The following is a 23,702-nucleotide window of genomic DNA, read 5'->3' on the forward strand; positions in this document are numbered from 1 at the left end:
CCGCCCGTTATGGCGGCTGAATGGCCGCCGCCACACTTCACCGCGCATATTCGACGGAGAACAGCATGCCAACCAATAAATCCAGTGGGCAGAAATTTATCGCCCGTAATCGCGCGCCGCGCGTACAGATTGAGTACGACGTGGAGATCTACGGCGCGGAACGCAAAATTCAGCTTCCTTTTGTTATGGGGGTCATGGCGGATCTGGTGGGGAAACCCGTCGACCCGCTCCCTGCCGTTGAAGACCGCAAATTCATGGAGATCGACATCGATAACTTCGATGAGCGCATGAAGGCGCTGAAACCGCGGGTGGCTTATCAGGTGGATAACACCCTGACCGGCGACGGCAAGCTGAACGTCGAACTGACCTTCGACAGCATGGAAGATTTCCAGCCGGATGCGGTGGCCCGCAAGGTCGAGCCGCTCAACAAGCTGCTGGAGGCCCGTACTCAGCTTTCCAACCTGCTGACCTATATGGACGGCAAGAACGGTGCCGAGGAGCTGATCGCCAAAGTGCTGAAAGATCCGACGCTACTTAAGGCGCTGAGCCAGATGCCGAACAAAGACGAGCCGTCGCAAGGTAACGGAGAGTAATCTATGAGCAAATCATCACAACAGCAGAGTTCGCAGGCTCAGGCGCAGGAATTCAGCACCGATGAGTTCAGCTCTCTGCTGAATAAAGAGTTCCGCCCCAAGACCGACCAGGCGCGCTCGGCGGTGGAAAATGCGGTCAAAACTCTGGCCGAACAGGCGCTGGAAAGCACGGTAACGGTCTCTTCCGATACTTATCGCACCATTCAGAATCTGATTGCCGGTATCGACGAGAAGCTTTCCCAGCAGGTTAACCAGATTATCCACCATGACGAGTTCCAGAAGCTGGAAAGCGCCTGGCGTGGGCTGAGCTATCTGGTCAACAACACCGAAACCGACGAGATGCTGAAAATCCGCTTTATGAGCATCTCCAAGAAAGAGCTGGGCCGCACCCTGAAACGCTACAAAGGGGTGGGCTGGGACCAGAGCCCGATCTTCAAAAAAATCTACGAAGAAGAGTATGGCCAGTTTGGCGGCGAGCCGTTCGGCTGTCTGGTGGGTGACTACTACTTCGATCACGGTCCGCAGGATGTTGAACTGCTGGGAGAGATGGCACGTATTGGCGCGGCGGCCCACTGTCCGTTTATTGCCGGTACTTCGCCGGACGTAATGCAGATGGAATCCTGGCAGGAGCTGGCGAATCCGCGCGATCTGACCAAAATCTTCCAGAACACCGAATACGCCGCCTGGCGTAGCCTGCGTGAATCGGAAGATGCCCGCTATCTGGGGCTGGCGATGCCGCGCTTCCTGGCTCGTCTGCCGTACGGCATTCGCACCAACCCGGTGGACAGCTTCGACTTCGAAGAAGAAACCGATGGCGCTAACCACGCCAACTACACCTGGGCCAACTCGGCCTACGCCATGGCGGCCAACATCAACCGCTCCTTTAAAGAGTTCGGCTGGTGCACCTCCATTCGCGGTGTGGAATCCGGCGGTGCCGTGGCGGATTTGCCCTGCCACACCTTCCCGAGCGACGACGGCGGCGTGGATATGAAGTGCCCCACCGAGATCGCCATCAGCGACCGTCGCGAGGCGGAACTGGCGAAAAACGGCTTCATGCCGCTGGTTCACCGCAAGAACTCCGACTTTGCCGCCTTTATCGGCGCCCAGAGCCTGCAAAAGCCGGCGGAGTATCACGATGCGGATGCCACCGCCAACGCACGTCTGGCGGCCCGTCTGCCTTATCTGTTCGCCTGCTGCCGCTTTGCTCATTACCTGAAGTGCATCGTGCGCGACAAGATTGGTTCTTTCCGCGAACGTGAAGATATGGAGCGCTGGCTGAACGACTGGGTGATGAATTACGTGGATGGCGATCCGGCGAACTCTTCGCAGGAGACCAAGTCCCGCAAACCGCTGGCAGCGGCCGAAGTTCAGGTTCAGGAAATCGAAGACAATCCGGGCTATTACAGCGCCCGCTTCTTCCTGCGCCCGCACTATCAGTTGGAAGGGCTGACCGTCTCTCTGCGTCTGGTTTCTAAACTGCCGTCGCTGAAAACTAAAGAGGCGTAAATCCGGTTGCCAGCCCGAAAGGGCTGGCGCTATCGGATGACGGAACAGGAAAGCGATGGTGAGTATTTTTATCTACCGCTCTTCATAATATTGCTTTGGTTAAAGGATGTATTGATGGCATATATGAGGCCTGCGTTTGGTGCGGCATGGAACAAGTTTAAAGAGAACAATGTTAGTGTGAGCAACGTCGGTAGTATTATTGGCGGGAAAGTTTAGCATAATATTGATGCGGGTTTTTTCGAGAATGCTTGCCCTATTAGAATGAGCTATGTTCTCAACTATTGTGGGGTTCCGATTCCGGGTGGTAGTAAGTATGCTACCGTAACCGGTAAGGATAAGAAAAGGTACATGTATCGAGTCAATGATATGATTGATTTCTTACATGCTGCTTTTGGTCGTGCCGATCTTTCTGTTGATTCTCCTGTTCCGGGGAAGTTTACTGGTAAGCAGGGTATTATTATTTTTAGCGGGCATGGATGGAGTAATGCAACAGGGCATGTCACTTTATGGAACGGTAATATATGCTCCGATGATTGTCATTTTTTAGGCTCGGCGGGTAATGGGTCGTTTATTCCAACTAATGCTACGCTATGGTCGCTAAAATGAAAAAACTACTTGCTTTAATCATTATGGCTATCGCCACAACGGCATCAGCGCAAACGCTACCTGAAATGACCTCTTTTTCTCAACAGCAGATTTTTACTCATTGGGTGCAGAATCGCTGTATAGGGAAGATCACACAAGATAAGTTACTGATTGATGATGCCAGAAAGAGTGCAGCCGCCTGGCTGGAGTTTAGTCAGTTGCCAGTAGAGGATTTTCAGGCGGCTGATAAATTTATAGATGCGGCACTTAAGCAAAAAATAAGTGGTTCTGTAGAGAGTCAGTATCAGGTATTGAAATGTACGCTGATCGCTAATAGCGATGATATTCAGGCAATTTTTTCACGTAGTAAATAGCTTTATCTGGCTAATGTAGATGGCGAACCTGCGTTTTTTATCAAAAAAATACCGTATAAGCAGGTTGTCAATGATATGGCTTTATCCTGTTGTCTTGCACAAGTGGTAGATAATTAAAGCCAGTTTTCTCTGGATGCAACACGCAGTAGTAATGCGTTGCTGGATTGGGATAATTCCCAGTAATTCAAAACTTACATTCCCAACTATTTAAAATAGAGGGAGTGTTTAGACCGTCAATTAGCCCATGCTAATTGATATCAGGCAGAGGTGAAATATGGATGGTTTATGCCCCATGCTTTCCCGTTTGCCATAAAAACGCTTTTCACAAGCAATAACTGTCACTTAAAAAAGAGTAGGTATTATGGCTATTGATATGTTTCTGAAAGTCGAAGGTGCGACGGGAGAGTCGAAAGATTCTAACCACAGCGGCTGGACCGACATTACCTCTTTCTCCTGGGGCGCATCCCAGCCGGGAAATATGGGCGTGGGCGGCGGCGGCGGCACCGGTAAGGTAAACTTTAACGACCTGCACGTAAACGCGCTGATCGACAAATCCACCACGGCGATTCTGAAGCACTGCGCCAGCGGTAAGCACATCACCAAAATCGAACTGTCCGTCTGTAAAGCTGGCGGCCAGCAGGTTGAGTATTCCCGCATCACGCTGGAAGAAGTGCTGGTGACTTCCGTGCAGTACACCGGCGCGGAAAACGGCGACACCGTTGGTGTGACCTACGCTTTCCAGGCCGCAAAAGTGAAGCAGCAGTACTGGGAGCAGGCTTCCTCTGGCGGTAAAGGCGCTGAAAGTACCGCTGGCTGGAACATCAAAGAAAACCGCGAAGCGTAATCGGGCGTCTGACCGGTGGTCCCTCTCTCCCTGCCCGGGAGAGAGGCTTTACGTCACTTTCCTTCCCCTTCCTCAAATGCCGCGGTTTTCCCCGAGAGCCGCGACCTTTGAGCGTCGATAACGACCTGGCAGGACAAGACTATGCGATTTACCATCACCACCCTTAAGCCCGGCAATCAGCCGCCCCAGAGCAGCTTTGAATTCTCCGCGCCGGGCGGCACCATTGGCCGCGGTACCGATAACAACCTGGTTTTGCCGGACAGCGATCGCGCTATCTCGCGGTTGCAGGCTATCGTCCATATTTCCGCAGACGGAGAATGCCGCATCACCAACCGCGGCAACGTGACCCGGGTGCTGCTTAACGATATTCCACTGGAGCGTGGCCGTCAGGTCGAATTACAGGATGGCGATGTCATTGGTATCGATGAATATCGTCTGACCGTGAGCGATCCGCGCCAGGGGGTACCGCAAAGCGCGCCGCCGCAGCCTGCGGTGGTTCAGCCACCCCAGCCCGCGCCGCAGCCTCAGGATGCGCCGATAGAGAGCGCACACGCAGAGCACGCGCCAACGGCAGTCCCGACAGAAATCTGGGACAGCCTGATGCAGGAATTCTCGATTGCCGACAGCATCTCCAGCAGCCGTCGTGCTGCGCCAGAGCCCCAGAGCGTGCCGGAAAATCCCTTCCACGCGCCCAGCGAGCCGGAGCGTAACCCGGAAGATCCGCTGGCTCACTTTAACAGCGATGACGACGCGCCCCTGTTTGAATCGAAGCCTGTGGCCACCGATAAACTGTTCAGCGAGGAAGAGTTATTCAGCGGCGACAGCATCCTGAAAGATGGCACTCCGTCTACCCTGCAACAGCCGGAGGCCGGGCGTCAGCCAGTACCGGAGCAGGATCCGGCCGATGGCGAACTCGATCCGCTGGCGCTGTTTGGCGGTAGTAATGCGAAAGAGAGCCCCAGCCAAAGTACCCGTCATGACGACCCACTGGGTCTGATGGGCGGCACGCCGCTGACTCATCCGGATGATTTAGCACCGGAACCGGCAAGCGCTACGGCGCCAGAGCCAGAGCCCGAACCCGCGCCGGAAGAGACGCCAGAACCAGCACGGGACGAAATGCCACTAGCTTCGCTAAGCGACTCGCCGCTGTTTGCCGAAGAGCCCGCTGCGCCTGTGCCACCGGTTGCCGCCAGCGCGGAACCACAGCCGCCGCAGGAGCCGCCCGTGCAGCCGGAACCGCCTTATGCCGCCCGTGACGATATTCCACTACCCGAGCCGCATGCGGTTCAGCATCGGGCCAGTGCCAGCACCAGCGGTCGCCTGCGTATCGATCCCGTCTCTGCCGCGCCGCGTGCGGGCAAAGTGGGAGAGGCAACTCCCGCTGGCGGCGGCGATGTGTTGCAGGGTGAACTACTGGAAGCGCTGCTGGAAGGAATGGGGCTCAGCGACATGCAGCCGGTGCCGCAGTTTGACCGAGACAATATGCGCCAGCTTGGCCAGATGCTCAGCATGTTCTCTCAGGGAACGGTGGCGCTGCTCTCGTCGCGCTCGATTCTTAAGCGCGGCGTAAAAGCCGATATGACCATGATCCTTGATGACGCCAACAACCCCTTTAAGCTGCTGCCGTCAGGTAAAACCGTGTTGATGCAGATGTTTGGCTCCCGTATGCCGGGCTTTATGGAGCCCAAAAAATCGGTCCGCGATGCGCTGATCGACCTCCAGGCCCACCAGTTGGGCATGATCTCCGGTATCCGCGCCATTATCGCCTCTATGTTGCAATCCTTTAATCCGGAGCAACTGGAAGAAGAGGCGAAGCGTGAAGGGGCCGCCTCACGCCTGGCACTGCCCGGCAGCCGTAAAGCCGCGCTGTGGGACTATTTTGTCCGCCAGTACGGCGCTACCGCCGGTGAAATTGAAGACGACTTCCATACGCTGTTCGGCGAAGCCTTCCTGCACGCTTACGACATGGAAGTGAATCAGTACAAAGACTCTCAGAGCGGATCGGAAGGAGAATGATGAATATCACAACGGCCTCACTTTCCCGGCAGGGCGCCCGCGCCAGTAACCAGGATCAGACCGGTGAGACCATCGGCGACCGTTCGGCCTGTTTTGTGGTGTGCGACGGCATCGCCGGCTCGCCCGGCGGCGATGTGGCGGCCCGCCTGGCGCGGGATGCCATTCTGTCGCGCTTCGACGGTGAAGAGCACCTTAATGCCCAGCATACCCGCGACTACGTGAACCACGCGAACCAGACCATTCGCGATGCCCAGAAGGCCGAGCCTGAGCATCAACGTATGGGAACGACTCTGGTATCGCTGTTTATCGATCGCGACTACGACCTGGCCTGGTGGGCCCACGCGGGAGACAGTCGTCTTTATCTGTTCCGTCGCGGCTGGCTGTTTCACGTCACCACCGATCACAGCCTGATTCAGCAGATGAAAGATGCCGGACATCAGACCGAAGGCATCAACAGCAACCTGCTCTATTTTGCGCTGGGAATGGGGGAGGATGAACGGGAAGCCAGCTACAGCGACGTGATGCCCATTGAAGATGGCGATGTCTTTTTACTGTGCACCGATGGCTTCTGGCACGGGGTGAGCGAAGTACAGATGAAGCAGTCGCTAAATATGGTCAGCAACCCCCAGGAGTGGCTGACGCTCATGGATCAACTATTACAGAAAAATGCCGGAACGGCCCCGGACAAACAGGATAACTACAGCGCCGTGGCTATCTGGGTGGGTGCCCCTCAGGAGACGACGCTGCTGCACTCGCTCAGCGATGCGGCGCAGTTCTTTCCTCTTCGCGACTGACTGTTAACAAGGACTTTTATGAAACTTTGGCTTGCGGGGCTGGCCCTGATGGTGGCGTCTTCCAGTACCTGGGCGATGAACTATCGCATTGTACAGTCCCCTTCCCAGAAACTGGATGTCTGGATCGATAACGTATCAGGCAAAAAACCCGCCGCCTGGTGCGGTAATACCCTGGCGCTGCGCATTGTGACCGGCGGTAAGAAAGATCCCGAGGCGTTGAAGGCCTTTATGCCACGCCTGGGCATGTTGCTGGCGAGGCAGTGTCCGGCGATGGAACGCATTGACTGGCATCTGGAAGATAGCGCGGGTAAGCGTCTGGCGGACGGTAGCGCCAGTCAGTCTGACAAATGGGCATTGAAGGTGGAAGCCGATGCGCCACCGCCCAACCCGGAAACGCTCTCTCCCCCTGCTTCCCGTGCGCAGCCGCAAACCTTCAGCCTGAAGTCCGACTGCCGGGTACGTACCTTCTGGCCGCAGAACGGCGCGCTGTTTATTCCTGAACAGGGCGATAATTGCAAGAAGGGTGAATGGCTGAACCAGCGCGGGCAGATGGCGGGTCACTCGGTGGCCTTTATTCAGGGCTACCCGGTGGCCGGGCTTGGCGAAAAGGCTGCCATCAACAACCTGAACATCAGTGCCGCCAGCCATGAACGTCTGGTGGTGAGTGATGAACGTTCGCCCCAGAGCTGGATGATTCTGCCCTGGTCGACGCCGGTTAACGGCTGGCACAGCCAGGGAACGGTGGCGGTAGAGATAAGTCGCCGCCAGGCTGAAGACGCCGCCGAACTGCGGGCGCGCCTGAATGAGGTGCGTAAGGTTTGGTCGGGATATCTCCCGGCAGGTCAGTCACTGACCATCCTGCTGATTGAAAAACTTCACCCCACGCTTCGCGATCCGGCGGCGGGCGCTTATCGCACTCTGAAGTAACAGGAGATTTGACGATGTATACCCTGGAACAACAGCTGGCGGGTCACTCACTCGCCGATGCCCTGGCACAAATAGAAAGCGACATTAAATCCAGGCCTGCGGATGCCGACCTGCGCGCCGCCTTTGTTCAGCTGCTGTGCCTGGCGGGAAACTGGACCCGTGCCGCCACTCAGTTGAAGAGCTGGCTGGCGTTAAAGCCGGCCGCTCAGCCGACGGTGACCCTGCTGGAGCAGGCCATTACCGGTGAATTGCAGCGCGAGGCGGTGATGACCGGTGCGGCCGCGCCAGATATGCCCGTAGCCCAGTGGCCCTGGTTACAGGAGATGGCGAGCGCCCTGACGGCGGAGGCCGCCGATGCGGCGGCGCTACGGAATACGGCGCTGGACAGCGCCGAGGCGAATCCCGGCACGCTCACCGGGCAGAATCAGGATTCCCGCGAATTTGACTGGCTGATGGATGGTGATGCCCGCCTGGGACCGGTTTGCGAGCTTATCGTTAACGGTAAATATTGCTGGCTGCCGTTCAGCGCCATTGAAGAGATGCGCTTCCAGGCGCCGGAAGGCGCTATCGATCTGGTATGGCGCCATACCCTGGTGCGGCTGGTGGACGGCAGCGAACAGGTGTGTCAGATCCCGGCCCGCTATCCGCTGGAGCCTGGCGCCGCCGACCGCTTCCTGCTGGGGCGCGCCACCGAATGGCAGGCTCTGGATGAAGAGGGGATTCACTACCAGGGCCGGGGGCAGAAGGTGTGGCTGAACGCCGACGGCGAATTCCCGCTGCTGACCCTGGAAACCCTGACTTTCCACGGCGGTGATGACAGCGATGAGTGATTCATATCGCCACGGCAGCGACGATCTGTTGCGCAGCGGCTATCGCCATCGGCGCAATCAGGAGTTGATCGCTTCACGCGATAAAATGCAGCCCTCGCTGTTGGATCGCCTGACCGACGATCAGCCCCAGAAGCGGCTGGAGCCGGTCAATAGCAACCTGCTAACCCATAGCGCTCTGCGCCGCCGGGTACTGCGCGATCTACAGTGGCTGTTCAACACCATCAATAACGAAGCTCAACTGGATATGCGCGGCGCAGAGCACGTACGGCGTTCGGTCTGCAACTTTGGCGTAGAGGCGCTGGCGGGCAGACGGATGTCGGATATCGAATGGTCTGACATTCAGCGCAAACTGACCGAGGCGATCCTGAATTTCGAACCGCGGATCCTGCCCCAGGGACTACAGGTCCGCTGCATCTCCGATCCGCACTCGCTCGATCTGCATAACGTGCTGTCGATCGAAATCAAAGGCCGTCTGTGGTGCGTGCCCTGGCCGCTGGAGTTTCTGTTTCGTACCGATGTGGACCTGGAGAATGGCCACTTTGAACTGAAAGATGTGGGGTAAGCGTGGACAGTAAACTGCTTGACTACTACAACCGCGAACTGGCCTGGCTGCGCGAAATGGGGGCGGAGTTCGCCGAACGCTACCCCAAAGTGGCTGGCAGACTCGGTATGCGCGGTATCGAGGTCGCGGACCCTTACGTCGAGCGTCTGATGGAAGGTTTCGCCTTCCTGACCTCCCGCGTGCAGCTCAAGATGGATGCCGAATTCCCGCGCTTTTCCCAGCGTCTGCTGGAGATGATCGCACCGAATTATCTGGCGCCGACCCCTTCGATGGCCATTGCCGAACTGCAACCGGATATCGGCAAAGGAGATCTGAGCAACGGCTTTGTGGTGCCGCGCGGCACCATGATGGACAGCCAGACCCTGAAGAAGAATGGTGTCACTTGTAGCTATACCACCGCCCACGACGTGAATCTGCTGCCGCTGCGCATCGAACAGATAGAGCTGGGCGGCGTACCCGCCGACGCGCCCCTCAGCCAGTTGGGACTTAACCAGCGCGGCGCCGCCAGTGCCCTGCGTATCCGCATTGCCTGTGACGGCCCGATGTTGCTGACCCATCTGGACTTTGACCGCCTCGACCTGTTCCTGAGCGGCCCGGATATCCAGGCGCTGAAACTGCTGGAGCTGCTGATGCAGCATCAGGTGGGCATCTTTTGCCAGAGCGTGGAGAAAACGCCGCAGCGCATTGTGCTGGGTGACGATGCCCTGCGTCAGGAAGGTTTCGACGCCGACCAGGCTATGCTGCCGGACGATCTGCGCAACTTCGACGGCTACCGGCTGTTGCAGGAATATTTCGCCTTCCCGGCGCGCTTTCAGTTCATCAGCATCAGCCAGCTACGCGGCCTGCTGAAGCGCTGTACCGAAGCCCGGGCCTTTGAGATTGTTATCCTGCTGGATAAGAGCGAGGGCCCCCTTGAGCGGGTAGTGGATCGTACTCACCTGGCCCTGCACTGCACGCCGGTGATTAACCTGTTCCCCAAACTGGCGGCGCGCCAGAAGGTGGATGATTCGCGCAGCGAGTGCCACCTGGTGGTGGATAATATTCGCCCCCTTGATTATGAGATCTTTGCCGTTAATAAGATCTGGGCCAGCGAAGAGGGGCGGCGCGAAGAGCAAATCTTCCGCCCCTTCTGGAGCACCTGGAGTCGGGACGACGGTGACTACGGCGCCTATTTTTCCTTGCGTCGCGAACAGCGCGCGCTTTCCGAACAGGCTCAGCGCTATGGCACCCGTACCGGCTATATCGGTTCAGAAGTTTTCGTCTCGCTGGTGGATGAAAGCCATACGCCGTGGCGCGATGAGCTGCGTTACATCACCGCAGAGGTACTGTGCACCAGCCGCGATCTGCCGCTGATGCTCCAGCAGGATATCGGCCAGTTTGTGCTGCCGGACTCCATGCCGGTACGCGGCCTGACCATGCGCCGTGGCCCAACGCCGCCGCGCCCGGGCCTGGCGGAAGGGCTGAGTAGCTGGCGGCTGATTAGTCAGCTACAGATGAACTACCTGAGCCTGGTGGACAGCCAGGATGGCGAAGGCGCCGCCTCGCTGCGCCAGTTGCTGGGGCTCTATGCCCGACTGGCGGAAGCGCCCGTCGCCCGGCAGATTGAGGGCATTCGCCACTGCCGGTTAAGCCCGGTGCACCGCCGGGTGCCAGAGCCGGGTCCGATTGTCTTTGCCCGCGGCACTGGCATTGAGATAACGGTAGATGAACAGGCTTTTTCCGGCTCCAGCCCCTGGCTGTTTGGTAGCGTGCTGGAACGTCTGTTCTCGCGGCTGGTGGCGATGAACAGTTTTACGGAATTCACGCTGAACAGTCAGCAGCGCGGCGAAGTCGGCTACTGGGGGCCGCGGATGGGGAAAAGGGCGCTGATATGAGTGAAGCCACCACTGGCGCCGCCCCCATTCAGAGCCTGACCCGGCTACCGGAGGGTTTCTGGCATCAGGTAACGGCCGCGCCCTGGCGTTATGACCTGTTCCAGCTACTGCGCCGTCTGGATGCTCAGGGCGGCCAGCGTTACCCGCTGGGTCGGGCGCCGCTGCCGCGCTTCGAGCCGCTGCGTATTGGTCAGAAACCCTCAATGGCCTTTGCGCCTTCCACGCTGGCGGATGCCAGCAAACGTGAAGGCTCGTCTCTCTATGATGTTTCCATCTTAAGCTTTGGGCTGTTCGGCCCCAACGGTCCGCTACCGGTCCATCTGACCGAATATGTCCGCGAACGTATCTGGCATCACCAGGACGACACCCTGAGCGCCTTTGCCGATCTGTTCCACCATCGCCTGACCCTGCTGTTTTACCGGGCATGGGCGGATGCCCAGCCTACGGTGTCGCTGGATCGCGGCGATAACAAACGCTTCGAACGCTATCTGTCCTGCCTGATCGGTATGGGGCAACCGGGGCAGATGGAAAAGGGCAGTCTGAGCCAGCACGCCCGCTATACCCTGGCCGGTCACCTGACCCGCCACGGGCGCGATGCCGAAGGGCTGCAAAAAATCCTGCGCCACTATTTTGGCGTGCCGGTACGGCTGGTGGAAAACGTTCCCCAGTGGATGCCGCTGTCGCGCCGCGAGCAGGCGCGCCTGGGGGCTGGTCGCCACTCTCCCCGCCTGGGGGAATCTGCCTTCCTGGGAGAAGCGGTGCGCGACGTTCAGCATAAATTCCGCATCGAAATCGGCCCGCTCTCTCTGGAACAGTATCGCCGCTTGCTACCGGGCGAACCGGACGTCACGGCGCTGCGCGACTGGGTGCGTCAGTACCTGGGCATTGAGTACCAGTGGGAAACGCGCCTGATCCTGCGTGCGGAAGAGGTTCAGGGAGCGGCGCTGGGAGGCGAAGGCCGCCTGGGCTACAGCGCCTGGCTGGGGCATCAGCCCACCCCCGAACCGCGCGGGGATTTGCAGTTTAGTCCGGAAGGAGCCCTCTCACCCTAACCCTCTCCCTCCGGGTGAGGGCCCCCTTCCGTCACCTATTGATGATTAATGGAACTTCACATGTCAGAAATCAGCCGCGCCGTACTGTTCGGCAAACTGGATACGCTGTTATTTACCGCGCTTGAGAGCGCCACCGCCTTCTGTAAGCTGCGCGGCAACCCTTATGTGGAGCTGGCGCACTGGCTGCATCAACTGATGCAGCAACAGCAGGGCGACCTGCAGCAGCTTATTCAGCATCTTTCTCTGGACGAAGAGGCGCTGGCTCGCGATATCGTGGCGGCGCTGGACCAGTTACCGCGCGGCGCCAGCTCGGTGTCCGATCTTTCTGAACATATCGATAACGCCGTGGAGCGCGCCTGGATTTACGGTTCGCTGAAGTTCGGCGTCAACCGCATTCGCGGTGGTCACCTGCTGATCGGCATTCTGAAAACCTGGAGCCTGGCCAGCGTACTGCGCGGTATTTCGCCGCAGTTTGAGCGGCTGAGCGCCGATGCGTTGATCGACAACTTCGACGAAGTATTTGCCGGCAGTAAAGAGGAACAGCAGGCGACGTCGGCTGGCGCAGAAGAGGCAGCACCTGCCGCAGGGAAAGGGGCGCTGGCGCAGTACGGTCAGGACCTGACTGCCCGGGCGCGGGACGGCAAAATCGACCCGGTGGTGGGGCGCGATGAAGAGATTCGCCAGATGGTGGATATCCTGATGCGCCGCCGTCAGAACAACCCGCTGCTGACCGGCGAAGCCGGGGTAGGGAAAACCGCGGTGGTGGAAGGGCTGGCGCGCCGTATTGCCGCCGGGGATGTGCCCGAATCGCTGCGCGATATTCAGCTATGGCTGCTGGATATCGGCATGTTGCAGGCCGGGGCCGGGATGAAAGGCGAGTTCGAAGCCCGACTGCAATCGCTTATCAACGAGGTACAGTCCAGCCCCACGCCGGTGGTGCTGTTTATCGACGAAATCCACACCCTGATTGGGGCCGGTGGCCAGCAGGGGACCGGCGATGCCGCTAACCTGCTGAAACCGGCGCTGGCCCGCGGTCAACTGCGTACCATCGGCGCTACCACCTGGGCCGAGTACAAAAAATATATTGAAAAAGACCCGGCGCTGACCCGCCGCTTCCAGACCATACAGGTAGCGGAGCCGGATGAAGATAAAGCGGCGCTGATGCTGCGCAGTACCGTTCCGGCGCTGGAAAAACATCACCGGGTGCTACTGCTGGATGAAGCGGTAAGCGCCGCCGTGAAACTTTCGCACCGCTATATTCCGGCGCGCCAGTTACCGGATAAAGCCGTGGCGCTGCTCGACACTGCCTGCGCCCGCGTTGCGGTTAGCCAGAGCGCACCGCCGTCGCAACTGGAAGCCTGCCAGCAGCGTATTGCTGCCCTGGAGGTGGAAAAAGAGATTGCCGGTCGTGAGGCGAAGGTTGGTGTAGGCGATCCAGACCGGATCAAGGCTCTGGAGGCAAAGCTTGCGGACGAGCAGGTGCAAAATGAGGCGCTGACCCAGCGCTGGCAGCAGGAGCGCGTGCTGGTGGACGAAATTATCGCGCTGCGTGGGGAATTACAGCAGGCCGAAGAAGAAGACGAAGCGCAGGCAGAGATTCGCGCCACGCTGGATGCGCGTCAGCAGGCGCTGAACGAACTGCAGGGCGAAGCGCCGCTGCTGTTTGCCGCCGTGGACGCAAGCGTTGTGGCGGCAGTGGTTTCCGACTGGACCGGCATTCCGCTGGGCCGCATGGTCAAAAATGAGATCGACTCGGTGCTAAATCTGGCCGATACCCTGAATCAGCGGGTGATTGGCCAGCGTCACGGCCTGGAGCAGATAGCCCGCCGGGTGCGTACTGCCCGGGCGCGGCTTGACGATCCCAATAAGCCGGTGGGGGTCTTTATGCTGTGCGGACCGTCCGGCGTGGGTAAAACCGAAACCGCCCTGGCGCTGGCGGAGTCGCTGTACGGCGGCGAGCAGAACGTTATCACCATCAATATGAGTGAATTCCAGGAGGCGCACACCGTCTCTACTCTGAAGGGGGCGCCTCCGGGTTACGTCGGTTACGGCGAAGGCGGCGTGCTGACCGAAGCGGTACGGCGTCGGCCCTACAGCGTGGTACTGCTGGATGAGATCGAAAAGGCGCATCCGGACGTGCATGAAATCTTCTTCCAGGTCTTCGATAAAGGCTGGATGGAGGACGGCGAAGGCCGCCACATCGATTTCCGTAACACCATTATTATTCTGACCTCCAATGTCGGCACCGATCTGATTAGCGCCATGTGCGCCGATCCGGAACTGATGCCGGAGCCGGAGGCGCTGACCGGCGCTCTGCGCCAGCCGCTGCTGCAGGTCTTCCCACCGGCGCTATTGGGGCGTCTGCTGGTGGTGCCTTACTACCCACTGAGCGATGCCATGCTGGCGGAGATTGTGCGCCTGCAACTGGGCCGTATTCAGCGCCGCCTGCAGGAAAATCACGGCATCGAAACCGAGGTAGACGACAGCGTAATGGCCCAGGTGGTTCAGCGCTGCACCGAAGTGGAGTCCGGCGGTCGTATGGTCGACGCCATTCTTACCAACACCCTGCTGCCGCAGATAAGCAAAATGCTGCTGACCGCCAGCGCCCGGGCAGAAAAATACCAACGCCTGCGCATTACCTTCGAACAGGGTGATTTTCAGTATCAGTTTTCGGCGTAATCGCCATCATCAGGAGAGTTTTCCACTATGCCGGATCGTGACAACAAGCGCAGCGTGCCTGGCGCGCTGCCGCCCGGATATCGCTTCAACGAGTTTGAAATCGAAGAGGTGATTGGCGGAGGCGGCTTTGGCATTGTCTATCGCGCAAAGGATCACCAGCTTGAACGCACCATCGCCATTAAGGAATTTATGCCAGCCACCCTCGCGATGCGCGGCGAGGATATGCGACTGGTGCTGCGCAGTCAGCGCTTTGGCAAGGCCTTTCAGGCCGGGTTGAACAGCTTTATACAGGAGGCGCGGCTGCTGGCGCGCTTTAACCACCCGAACCTGCTGCATGTGCTGCGTTTCTGGGTACAGAACGATACCGCCTATATGGGCACGGTGTTTTACAGCGGAACCACGCTTTCGCGCCTGCGGGAACAGCATCCGGAACAGATTGACGAAGCCTGGATCCGCCGAACCCTGCCGATGCTGCTGGGTGCGGTGAAAACCATCCACGATGAAGGATGCCTGCATCGCGATATCTCGCTGGATAACATCCAGATTCAGGACAATGGTCTGCCGGTGCTGCTCGACTTTGGCTCGGCGCGCCGCAGTATCGGTAACGTCTCGGACGAAACTGAAACCATGCTGCGACCGGGCTTTGCGCCGATTGAACAGTACACCGATGATAACGAAAGCGAACAGGGGCCCTGGACCGATATTTATGCGCTGGGAGCGGTGCTTCATACCCTGATCGTCGGCGCGCCGCCGCCAGTCAGCGTGGTGCGCAGCATCCAGGACAGCTATCAGCCGCTGGCGGAACTGCGCCCCGAAGGCTACTCACTGCCGCTGCTGCAGGCGGTGGACCGTGCGCTGGCGCTGCATATTGAGGATCGCCCCCGTTCGGTGGATGAATTTGCCGCGCTTATCGATATGACGGTGGCGGATGTTGAAGAGGTCGCCAGCGTCAAGCCCACGAATACGATGCTGGCGGTGGTCGAAGAGGAAGAAGAGCCCGAAGAGGAGGTGCGCCCGGCATGGTATCCCCTGTGGCAGCGTTACAAGCTGCCGGGCATGGTGGCCGCAGGTGTACTGGTGGGGCTGCTGGTGGGCGGCCTGATGTTCGGCGGTAGCGATGCGCCACAAGAGAGCACCGTCGAACCCGACATGGCCGCTACGCAGTCCGCGCCGCCGCCTCCGGTGGCGAAGGCCGATAAACCTGCCGCCGCGCCGTCCACTGACCCTGTCGCCAGGGTGCTGGTACGAATGGCGAAAGGGGATGAGCTGCGGGTCAACGATAAGCCGCGCAAAGTGCAGGTCAGCGAAGGAATCGCCGCGCTGGATCTGCCGCCAGGCCAGTATCGACTCAGTCTGGGAAGCCAAAGCCAGACGTTGAATATCGACCAACCGGGCACCTGGCTGGTTAATCTTAAGGGTTAATTTTCTGACGCGCGGCCCTGTTGCCGCGCGCCTCTTTTCTATTCGGGACTCGCTTCTATGCTAGATCGCATTACCGTCCAGTTGCCCGTACCGGGGCTGCTTTTCTGGAAACTTTCCGGGCGCGAGGCGCTCTCGGAGCCGTTTGAACTGAGCGTCACGCTGCTGGGCAGCGATGCACGTATTGACCGCAGCAGCCTGCTGGGCCAGCCTGTCACGGTAACCATCCCGACCCGGTCCCTGATGGGTAAGCGTTACCTGAACGGTAAAGTGACCCGGGTGGCGGTAAGTGCGGTGGAGCTGGGCGGCACCCGCTATGCGGAGTACCGGCTGACCATGGAGCCGGACCTGTGGCCAATGAAGCGTGACCGTAACCTGCGCATCTTCCAGGGCCAGACGGTGCCGCAGATAGTGAAGGCGCTGCTGGGTGAAAACCAGGTGAACGTGGAAGACCGGCTGACGGGCAGCTACCGCCCCTGGGAGTACTGCGTGCAGTACCAGGAGAGCAGCCTGGCGTTTATCAGCCGCCTGATGGAGCTGGAAGGCATTGCCTACCACTTCGTCCACGAGGCGAATAAACACACCCTGGTGCTGACCGATGCCCCCCAGCAGCACCAGCCGTTCAGCGGCTACGAAAGCATTCCCTATCACGTCAGCCCTTCCGGTGGCAGCACCGACGAAGAGGGCATCAGCCAGTGGGCGCTGGAAGACAGCGTGACGCCGGGTATTTATAGCCTGGACGACTACGACTTCCGCAAGCCCAACGCCTGGCTGTTCCAGGCGCGTCAGAACCCGGCGTCACCGTCGCCGGGCAGCATCGACGTGTACGACTGGCCGGGGCGCTATGTGGAGCACGGTCACGGGGAATTCTACGCCCGCATCCGCCAGGAGCGCTGGCAGGTGGACCACCAGCAGATTCAGGGCACCGGCACGGCTATCGGGCTGGCGCCGGGGTACACCTTCGCCCTACTGAACGCGCCGTTCTTCAGCGATAACGGTGAATACCTGACCACGGCGGTGCACTACCAGTTTGAAGAGAACCGCTACGCCAGCGGTGACGGCGGTGAAACCATCCACCGGCTGGACTTTATGGTGATCCCGTCGTCGGTGGTATTCCGCCCGGCGCAGGTCACCGCGTGGCCGCGCACCTACGGCCCGCAGACCGCGAAAGTGGTGGGGCCAAAAGGGGAATCGATCTGGACCGACAAATATGGCCGGATAAAGGTGAAATTCCACTGGGACCGTCAGGCGAAAGGGGACGACACCAGTTCAGGCTGGGTGCGGGTTTCCAGCGCCTGGGCGGGTCAGGGGTTTGGCGGAGTGCAGATCCCGCGGGTTGGCGACGAGGTGGTGATCGACTTTATCAACGGCGACCCGGATCGTCCCATCGTCACAGGCAGGGTCTATAACGAAGCCAGTATGCCGCCCTGGGCGCTACCGGCGGCGGCCACCCAGATGGGCTTCCTGAGCCGCAGTAAAGACGGCTCGGCCGATACCGCCAACGCCCTGCGCTTTGAGGATAAAGCGGGGGAAGAGCAGGTCTGGATCCAGGCCGAGCGCAATATGGACACCAACGTTAAAAACGACGAAACCCATAGCGTTGAGAAAAACTACACCCACTTCGTGGGAGAAAACGAAGTGCGCAGGGTGGCGAAGAAGCAGGAAACCGGGGTGAAGGAAGATGCCACATCGTTAACCGGGGGCGATCGTACCGATAAAGTGGTGAAAAACTTTGTTCTTGGTGCCGGAGATTCACTGCGGCTGGAATGTGGCGAATGCGCCATTGAACTAACCAAAGGTGGCACCGTGAATATTATCGGCAAGACCTTTAATTTCACTGCAACGGAGTCGGGTGAAATCAATACCATGAGTGGCCCGCTCAATTTGAACAGCTCTGATAAGACGATCGGTGTTCTGCCACCGAGCGATACTTATGATCAGGAAATTCAGGCCGATGTTGATAGCTTCTTTATATTTAATTCTTCTCCCAAAGGGTAAGGTGAATGGCTGATTATATTTTACAGGAGGCAACGCTTTCACTTCCTGATATTTTTAAAGATCGCACCATGAATCTTTTTACCCTGAATGAGAATGGTGCTAGTGACTTTACCTTCGTCGTCTCACGAGCAACGGCAGAGATACAGGATACGGTAGATAATGTCGCTGCAAGAATTATCAATGAACTGGAAACAACGGTCCCTAAGTTTAAATTGATCTCCTTAAATAAAAGAGAGGTCAGCGGCGAGCCTGCGGTTGAGATTTGTTATCAGTTTTTTAGTGATAATACTCAGGTTATTCAGCGGCAAACCGTCGTTCTGTTAAATGATGCCCCTGTGGGTAAGAAAATTGTTTGTTATACCGGAACCTGTCCAGGAGAATTTACTGGCTATTATAAAAAACAATATGGTGAAATTATTAAAAGCATTAAATTTCATCATAATAGCGATAATGATAAACCGGAGCAGATGATTTCAGCTCAAAGTTTGGAAACATTTTTTGTCCTGGATTGCGCCAGCAGATGTCTGGAATCCTTTGCAGGGCTTAATGCGCTCTATCAGAGCCTGAATCTACAGAGAGCATTAAACGGGCAGTATCTGTTCTATTCTCAGGCTGGAAGTCCATTGCGAGTGAGTGCTATCCCCGATAGTCATCCAACACGCTACGCACTTTGGACCGTTTCTTCCGGTAACATGGCATCGCTGAATGCGCAGCTTAGCGTATGTCGTTCTTTCCTGGGGCTCAGTCAACTCGATTCCGAAGATAAAGTCAGAGCATTCCTGAAAAGTGCGCAAGAGGGATAACGGATGTCCGAACCTCAGGCCGCCAGATTGAGTGATGACGTTTCCCATACTGCATCTAAAGGGTGGATGATAGCAGGTCTTATAGGTGGAGCCGTGCTGGGGGCCGCTGCTGCGGTGGTCACGGGGGGAACCGCCCTGATTGCCGTTTCTGCCGTCGTTGCCGGGGCAACTGCGGCCGGAGGACTGGGAGAGGTTTTAGGTAGTATGTCCTGGGCTCCTCGCCATGTGACAGGCAAGCTGGTGGTGGGGTCCCCTGATGTTTTTATTAATAGTCGACCGGCTATCAGGGCACACCTTTCTGCCGGGGAGTGCGGTGAGCATAGTGGTTCGCTGCAAAAAGTGGCCGAAGGTTCATCTAACGTTTTTATCAATGATCTTCCTGCTGCACGAACAGGCGATCGGCTTACCTGTAGCGCTGAGATTACCTCTGGATCACCAAACGTCTTCATCGGCGGAGCCAGACAACAAACAGATGAGATTAGCCCGGAAATTCCCGACTGGGTGAACTGGACGATGATGGCGGCAGGTGCCGGGGCACTGGCGGTACTGGCCAGCCCCGCTATCGCCGTACTAGGCACGCTGGGTGGTTTGGCCGGGGGGACGGCGGGTAATTATCTCGGCGGCGCTATTTTCGGTGAAGGAAGCGATGGTCAGAAATGGAGTATGCTGGCCGGAGGGATCGTCGGAGGGGCCCGGGGAGCTAAAGGCGGGGTCAGATTTGATGCCTGGCGGGCTGGGCGATTAGAGAATGCACAGCTTTCTGCTTTAAGTGAACGGCGGGATTACTTAAATAAAAAATTTGGCCGTACAGGCGATTTAAATAAAGATATTAACATTAGGATGAATCGTAAGGTTGTTGATGATTTTATGCGGAGACAGGGTGTTTCAGAAGATAAAATTGGTGCATATCGTTCTGGGGTTGATTTAAGTGAGCGAGTCTCTGTTGAAACGTTAAATAGAGGGAAAATAGCATATCAAACTCAATCCCCTGGAAATTGGCAAGGGAATTGGTACTCTCTTGATAAAACGACTCCTCCAACGAGATTAGGAATTAACCCTGAAGGACAAATAAGAGGTACTGATGATGTGGTACTCAAAGAGATAAAAGCATATCAGGCTCAAAGTAAAACTGAAATGTTACGTAGTACCGCTACACCTGCATTGGATACCTGGTCTGTACCAAATAAGCCTTTCCAGACAGAGGGCGGTGATATACAATGGTTCTCTACAGACAAAAACAATTGGATTCCGTATGAGTGATCTTACTAAGTTTGAATATGTAGAACAAGCTCTTAAGCTGGCTAAAAAACGATATAATAAGATAAAGTTGACGCCGTCACTCGGCAAGCTGGAACCAATGTATAATTCTATCGTGAATCAGCTTGTTTATTTATCCAATGTCCTTTCAGGGACCGAGTCTGATCGTTCGAAGCTTTGGGAGCTCACTTTTGGGATGTATGCAGCAAAAGAACTCGAAGCTTCTGATGAAATTTTTGCTGATCGATTAATGAAAGCATTTTATATTGCTGATCAAACCCGTAATGGTTTGAAAGTTAAACTTCCTCATGAGGTCGATACGAACTACTATAAGAATGAAGACAGGCTGAAAAAACTTTACCCTGATGATTATGGGTTGTGATTATATCCGATGATTGAAGCTAAAGTAATTGTCTCGCATAGAGGCAGTTTTGTTTTAATGCAATCAGAAGATAAATGGTATATTGGTGTTCTAATTCCAAATTTTTATCCTAATTCGCACTTTGATGTTAGTAAGGATTTTGTTTTAAATTCTAATGATGTTCAACATAAAGATGATATTGATTATTTAATACAGCTTGCTGAAGAAATCAGAAAGGATTGGACTAAATTTTCTTACAGAGAGGTGAAGGATATTAAAATTGTAAAATAAATAATGATATTTTTTACCTTTAAAATGAAGTCAGCATCGCCGTTCAAACAACATTAAAGATCGGCCAAAGAGTTTCATCTACCCGCATCACTAATTCATACAATTCCTGGATCTGATTTGTCAGATGCGGTCTACGCTGACAACTGGGGTTCTTTCGCTATCCATCATCGCCGCCTTAAAAAGGATCGACGTTATGTTAGAGCGTATTACCGTCCAGTTACCCGTTCCCGGGCTGCTTTTCTGGAAACTTTCCGGGCGCGAGGCGCTCTCGGAGCCGTTTGAACTGAGCGTCACGCTGCTGGGCAGCGATGCGCGTATTGACCGCAGCAGCCTGCTGGGCCAGCCTGTCACGGTAACCATCCCGACCCGGTCCCTGATGGGTAAGCGTTACCTGAACGGTAAGGTGACCCGGGTGGCGGTAAGCGCGGTGGAGCTGGGTGGCACCCGCTATGCGGAGTACCGGCTGACCATGGAGCCGGACCTGTGGCCAATGAAGCGTGACCGGAATCTGCGTATTTTCCAGAGCCAGACAGTACCGCAGATAGTGAAGGCGCTGCTGGGTGAAAACCAGGTGAACGTGGAAGACAGGCTGACGGGCAGCTACCGCCCCTGGGAGTACTGCGTGCAGTACCAGGAGAGCAGCCTGGCGTTTATCAGCCGCCTGATGGAGCTGGAAGGCATTGCCTACCACTTCGTCCACGAGGCGAATAAACACACCCTGGTGCTGACCGATGCCCCCCAGCAGCACCAGCCGTTCAGCGGTTACGAAAGCATTCCCTATCACGTCAGCCCTTCCGGTGGCAGTACCGATGAAGAGGGCATCAGCCAGTGGGCGCTGGAAGACAGCGTGACGCCGGGTATTTATAGCCTGGACGACTACGACTTCCGCAAGCCCAATGCCTGGCTGTTCCAGGCGCGTCAGAACCCGGCATCACCGTCACCGGGCAGCATCGACGTCTACGACTGGCCGGGGCGCTACGTGGAGCACGGCCACGGCGAATTCTACGCCCGCATCCGCCAGGAGCGCTGGCAGGTGGACCACCAGCAGATTCAGGGCACCGGCACTGCCATCGGGCTGGCGCCGGGGTATACCTTCGCGCTGCTGAACGCGCCGTTCTTCAGTGATAACGGTGAATACCTGACCACGGCGGTGCACTACCAGTTTGAAGAGAACCGTTACGCCAGCGGGGACGGCGGAGAAACCATCCACCGGCTGGACTTTATGGTGATCCCGTCGTCGGTGGTGTTCCGCCCGGCGCAGGTCACGGCGTGGCCGCGCACCTATGGCCCCCAGACCGCGAAAGTGGTGGGGCCAAAAGGGGAGTCGATCTGGACCGACAAATACGGACGGATAAAAGTGAAATTCCACTGGGACCGTCAGGCGAAAGGGGACGACACCAGTTCAGGCTGGGTGCGGGTTTCCAGCGCCTGGGCGGGCCAGGGATTCGGCGGGGTGCAGATCCCGCGGGTCGGTGACGAGGTGGTGATCGACTTTATCAACGGTGACCCGGATCGTCCCATCGTCACAGGCCGGGTCTATAACGAAGCCAGTATGCCGCCGTGGGCGCTACCGGCGGCGGCCACCCAGATGGGTTTTATGACCCGCAGCAAGGACGGACATATCGATAATGCCAGCCATCTCTACTTTGAAGACAGCCCCGGAGCCGAAATGCTGTCGATGCATTCGGAAAAGGATATGCGGGTGACTGTCGAGAACGACCAGAATGTGGCGATTGATGGCAACCGTACCACCACTATTCTGAAAGAGCAGAAGGATGAGGTGACGAAGGCGGCGACCTTTGATTATCTTGATACCCGTACAACGACGGTGGTGAAGAAAGAAACCAAAACCTTTAAAGGCGGTGAGAAAACGACGATTACCGAAGGGCGTGAGCTGGATATTAGCGGTGATGATATCGTTAAGGTTAAGGATAAGCGTGATACCACTATTACCGGTGAAGAGTTGCATCATGTGACCGGAAAAATCACCCAGAATTTTGATAGTGGGCAGGTTGTCAATATTGAGAAAGGCGGGAAGGAAGAGACCATTACTGCCGGTGGGTTAACGGTTAATGTTAATGGTGGTGACTGGACGCAGAATATAAATAAGGGAAAGATAACTATATATAGTCCTGAAGAAATAAATATCGTTAGTGGCAAGGCTATTAACATGAAATCTCCAAAGGCTAAATTTGAACCAAAACTTCACAGTATTTCAGCAACAGCATTTAATGAAAGTTTTACAGGTAATTCTTTTAGTATGACTGGAGTGTCAGAAAGTATTACTGGTATGTCTGGTTCGCGAACAGGTGTTTCTCTTTCACATAGTAACATTTCAGTTTCTCATAATACATTTGGGTACAGCAATAAAGCCATGGAGTTAACTCAGATAAAGTCAGTTATAACATCTGGTGCTTTGTCTATGTCATCTAAGTTATTGACTTTGTTTTTATGAAGACAGGAAATAAAATGAGTAATGCATTTATTATAACAATGGTGGTAATCGCTCTCATATTTGGTGCTTTCCCTATGGTAAGATTTCTCTACACAAATGTTTATCCATATTTAAAGGATGGGTTTGTACAGGATTCTGTTTTAAAAAATGGAATAACTGCCAGTGCGGAAATAATTAATACATACCAAACAAGTAGTTGGAGTGGTAATAAGCCTATTTATAAGCTTACATTTCGGTTTGAAACAAAAGATAATGATGTTGTTGAATCGACAATAATGAAAGCATTGACCTTTAAAGAGATTGATAATCTTAAAGAGGGGGCTGTGACAGCAATAAAATATGATCCTAACAATCCAAATAAAATTGCATTGTATGATAAACCATTAATCTTGGGTGATTAGGGTATATTTTGTTGTGAAAACTCAAGTGTTGATGGACATTTTTGATGAAATAAGATTCATAATAGTGATGCCAATAATGAT

20 protein-coding genes and 1 pseudogene are annotated in these 23,702 nt (G+C 56.1%); all 21 read left to right on the forward strand.

Going from position 1 to position 23,702, the window contains the following annotated elements:
- The first annotated feature begins 65 nt into the window (after positions 1-65).
- The 21 genes and pseudogenes from tssB (at position 66) to SCU88_RS00305 (ending at position 23,621) form a co-directional block, all read left to right on the forward strand.
- Entirely contained in the window at positions 66-593 is a 528-nt protein-coding gene (tssB, locus tag SCU88_RS00205) for a type VI secretion system contractile sheath small subunit (RefSeq protein ID WP_138095104.1), read from the forward strand.
- Positions 594-596: 3 nt separating this feature from the next.
- Positions 597-2,099 (forward strand): type VI secretion system contractile sheath large subunit, encoded by a 1,503-nt coding sequence (tssC, locus tag SCU88_RS00210; RefSeq protein WP_138095105.1) that lies wholly within the window; start codon positions 597-599, stop codon positions 2,097-2,099.
- Between the two features lie 114 nt (positions 2,100-2,213).
- Positions 2,214-2,705, forward strand: a pseudogene (locus SCU88_RS00215) (type VI secretion system amidase effector protein Tae4).
- Positions 2,702-3,058 carry a T6SS amidase immunity protein Tai4 family protein gene (locus SCU88_RS00220; RefSeq protein WP_175341311.1) on the forward strand — a complete coding sequence of 119 codons (357 nt, stop codon included), beginning with the start codon at positions 2,702-2,704 and terminating at the stop codon, positions 3,056-3,058. The pseudogene SCU88_RS00215 and the gene SCU88_RS00220 overlap by 4 nt, the downstream one beginning before the upstream one ends.
- Before the next feature lie 361 nt (positions 3,059-3,419).
- Positions 3,420-3,902, forward strand: a complete 483-nt coding sequence (locus SCU88_RS00225; protein ID WP_138095106.1) for an Hcp family type VI secretion system effector — start codon at positions 3,420-3,422, stop codon at positions 3,900-3,902.
- A 141-nt stretch (positions 3,903-4,043) separates the two neighbouring features.
- Positions 4,044-5,918 carry a type VI secretion system-associated FHA domain protein TagH gene (gene tagH / locus SCU88_RS00230; protein ID WP_138095107.1) on the forward strand — a complete coding sequence of 625 codons (1,875 nt, stop codon included), beginning with the start codon at positions 4,044-4,046 and terminating at the stop codon, positions 5,916-5,918.
- A complete protein-coding gene (locus tag SCU88_RS00235) occupies positions 5,918-6,712 on the forward strand; it encodes a PP2C family protein-serine/threonine phosphatase (RefSeq protein ID WP_138099121.1) in 795 nt (264 codons plus the stop codon). Before tagH ends, SCU88_RS00235 begins: the two co-directional genes overlap by 1 nt.
- A gap of 18 nt (positions 6,713-6,730) precedes the next feature.
- On the forward strand, positions 6,731-7,639 hold the full coding sequence (locus SCU88_RS00240; protein WP_175341310.1) for a hypothetical protein: 909 nt from the start codon (positions 6,731-6,733) through the stop codon (positions 7,637-7,639).
- 14 nt (positions 7,640-7,653) lie between these two features.
- Positions 7,654-8,469: a type VI secretion system accessory protein TagJ gene (locus tag SCU88_RS00245; protein WP_175341309.1), complete on the forward strand. Its 816-nt coding sequence runs from the start codon at positions 7,654-7,656 to the stop codon at positions 8,467-8,469.
- Positions 8,462-9,031 carry a type VI secretion system baseplate subunit TssE gene (gene tssE, locus SCU88_RS00250; RefSeq protein WP_138095110.1) on the forward strand — a complete coding sequence of 190 codons (570 nt, stop codon included), beginning with the start codon at positions 8,462-8,464 and terminating at the stop codon, positions 9,029-9,031. Before SCU88_RS00245 ends, tssE begins: the two co-directional genes overlap by 8 nt.
- A 2-nt stretch (positions 9,032-9,033) precedes the next feature.
- A complete protein-coding gene (gene tssF, locus SCU88_RS00255; protein WP_175341308.1) occupies positions 9,034-10,905 on the forward strand; it encodes a type VI secretion system baseplate subunit TssF in 1,872 nt (623 codons plus the stop codon).
- Complete coding sequence (tssG, locus tag SCU88_RS00260; RefSeq protein WP_175341307.1) at positions 10,902-11,957, forward strand: type VI secretion system baseplate subunit TssG; 1,056 nt, start codon at positions 10,902-10,904, stop codon at positions 11,955-11,957. The genes tssF and tssG overlap by 4 nt, the downstream gene beginning before the upstream one ends.
- Positions 11,958-12,017: 60 nt before the next feature.
- Positions 12,018-14,636: a type VI secretion system ATPase TssH gene (gene tssH, locus SCU88_RS00265; protein WP_175341306.1), complete on the forward strand. Its 2,619-nt coding sequence runs from the start codon at positions 12,018-12,020 to the stop codon at positions 14,634-14,636.
- Between the two features lie 27 nt (positions 14,637-14,663).
- Complete coding sequence (locus SCU88_RS00270) at positions 14,664-16,058, forward strand: protein kinase domain-containing protein (RefSeq protein ID WP_175341305.1); 1,395 nt, start codon at positions 14,664-14,666, stop codon at positions 16,056-16,058.
- A 57-nt stretch (positions 16,059-16,115) separates the two neighbouring features.
- Entirely contained in the window at positions 16,116-18,053 is a 1,938-nt protein-coding gene (locus SCU88_RS00275; protein ID WP_175341304.1) for a type VI secretion system tip protein TssI/VgrG, read from the forward strand.
- A gap of 5 nt (positions 18,054-18,058) precedes the next feature.
- The gene (locus tag SCU88_RS00280; protein WP_175341303.1) at positions 18,059-18,856 is read left to right on the forward strand and encodes a DcrB-related protein; all 798 of its coding nucleotides are present in this window, start codon (positions 18,059-18,061) and stop codon (positions 18,854-18,856) included.
- 3 nt (positions 18,857-18,859) lie between these two features.
- Positions 18,860-20,116, forward strand: coding sequence for a polymorphic toxin type 46 domain-containing protein (locus SCU88_RS00285; protein WP_175341302.1), 1,257 nt, complete (start codon positions 18,860-18,862; stop codon positions 20,114-20,116).
- Entirely contained in the window at positions 20,109-20,495 is a 387-nt protein-coding gene (locus SCU88_RS00290; protein ID WP_175341301.1) for an immunity protein Tsi6 family protein, read from the forward strand. The genes SCU88_RS00285 and SCU88_RS00290 overlap by 8 nt, the downstream gene beginning before the upstream one ends.
- Before the next feature lie 9 nt (positions 20,496-20,504).
- Positions 20,505-20,765 carry a hypothetical protein gene (locus tag SCU88_RS00295; RefSeq protein WP_175341300.1) on the forward strand — a complete coding sequence of 87 codons (261 nt, stop codon included), beginning with the start codon at positions 20,505-20,507 and terminating at the stop codon, positions 20,763-20,765.
- Positions 20,766-20,958: 193 nt separating this feature from the next.
- On the forward strand, positions 20,959-23,220 hold the full coding sequence (locus tag SCU88_RS00300; protein ID WP_175341299.1) for a type VI secretion system tip protein TssI/VgrG: 2,262 nt from the start codon (positions 20,959-20,961) through the stop codon (positions 23,218-23,220).
- Positions 23,221-23,234: 14 nt separating this feature from the next.
- Complete coding sequence (locus SCU88_RS00305) at positions 23,235-23,621, forward strand: DUF3592 domain-containing protein (protein ID WP_175341298.1); 387 nt, start codon at positions 23,235-23,237, stop codon at positions 23,619-23,621.
- The last annotated feature ends 81 nt before the right edge of the window (positions 23,622-23,702 follow it).

Source organism: Jejuibacter sp. L23 (genome assembly GCF_050815825.1).
In the GTDB taxonomy this organism is placed as follows: domain Bacteria; phylum Pseudomonadota; class Gammaproteobacteria; order Enterobacterales; family Enterobacteriaceae; genus Jejubacter; species Jejubacter calystegiae.

Bases quoted from the DNA above. Each gene is read 5' to 3' on its own strand.
- tssB (WP_138095104.1), top strand. From the start codon at position 66: ATGCCAACCAATAAATCCAGTGGGCAGAAATTTATCGCCCGTAATCGC.
- tssC (WP_138095105.1), top strand. From the start codon at position 597: ATGAGCAAATCATCACAACAGCAGAGTTCGCAGGCTCAGGCGCAGGAA.
- SCU88_RS00220 (WP_175341311.1), top strand. From the start codon at position 2,702: ATGAAAAAACTACTTGCTTTAATCATTATGGCTATCGCCACAACGGCA.
- SCU88_RS00225 (WP_138095106.1), top strand. From the start codon at position 3,420: ATGGCTATTGATATGTTTCTGAAAGTCGAAGGTGCGACGGGAGAGTCG.
- tagH (WP_138095107.1), top strand. From the start codon at position 4,044: ATGCGATTTACCATCACCACCCTTAAGCCCGGCAATCAGCCGCCCCAG.
- SCU88_RS00235 (WP_138099121.1), top strand. From the start codon at position 5,918: ATGAATATCACAACGGCCTCACTTTCCCGGCAGGGCGCCCGCGCCAGT.
- SCU88_RS00240 (WP_175341310.1), top strand. From the start codon at position 6,731: ATGAAACTTTGGCTTGCGGGGCTGGCCCTGATGGTGGCGTCTTCCAGT.
- SCU88_RS00245 (WP_175341309.1), top strand. From the start codon at position 7,654: ATGTATACCCTGGAACAACAGCTGGCGGGTCACTCACTCGCCGATGCC.
- tssE (WP_138095110.1), top strand. From the start codon at position 8,462: ATGAGTGATTCATATCGCCACGGCAGCGACGATCTGTTGCGCAGCGGC.
- tssG (WP_175341307.1), top strand. From the start codon at position 10,902: ATGAGTGAAGCCACCACTGGCGCCGCCCCCATTCAGAGCCTGACCCGG.
- tssH (WP_175341306.1), top strand. From the start codon at position 12,018: ATGTCAGAAATCAGCCGCGCCGTACTGTTCGGCAAACTGGATACGCTG.
- SCU88_RS00270 (WP_175341305.1), top strand. From the start codon at position 14,664: ATGCCGGATCGTGACAACAAGCGCAGCGTGCCTGGCGCGCTGCCGCCC.
- SCU88_RS00275 (WP_175341304.1), top strand. From the start codon at position 16,116: ATGCTAGATCGCATTACCGTCCAGTTGCCCGTACCGGGGCTGCTTTTC.
- SCU88_RS00280 (WP_175341303.1), top strand. From the start codon at position 18,059: ATGGCTGATTATATTTTACAGGAGGCAACGCTTTCACTTCCTGATATT.
- SCU88_RS00285 (WP_175341302.1), top strand. From the start codon at position 18,860: ATGTCCGAACCTCAGGCCGCCAGATTGAGTGATGACGTTTCCCATACT.
- SCU88_RS00290 (WP_175341301.1), top strand. From the start codon at position 20,109: ATGAGTGATCTTACTAAGTTTGAATATGTAGAACAAGCTCTTAAGCTG.
- SCU88_RS00295 (WP_175341300.1), top strand. From the start codon at position 20,505: ATGATTGAAGCTAAAGTAATTGTCTCGCATAGAGGCAGTTTTGTTTTA.
- SCU88_RS00300 (WP_175341299.1), top strand. From the start codon at position 20,959: ATGTTAGAGCGTATTACCGTCCAGTTACCCGTTCCCGGGCTGCTTTTC.
- SCU88_RS00305 (WP_175341298.1), top strand. From the start codon at position 23,235: ATGAGTAATGCATTTATTATAACAATGGTGGTAATCGCTCTCATATTT.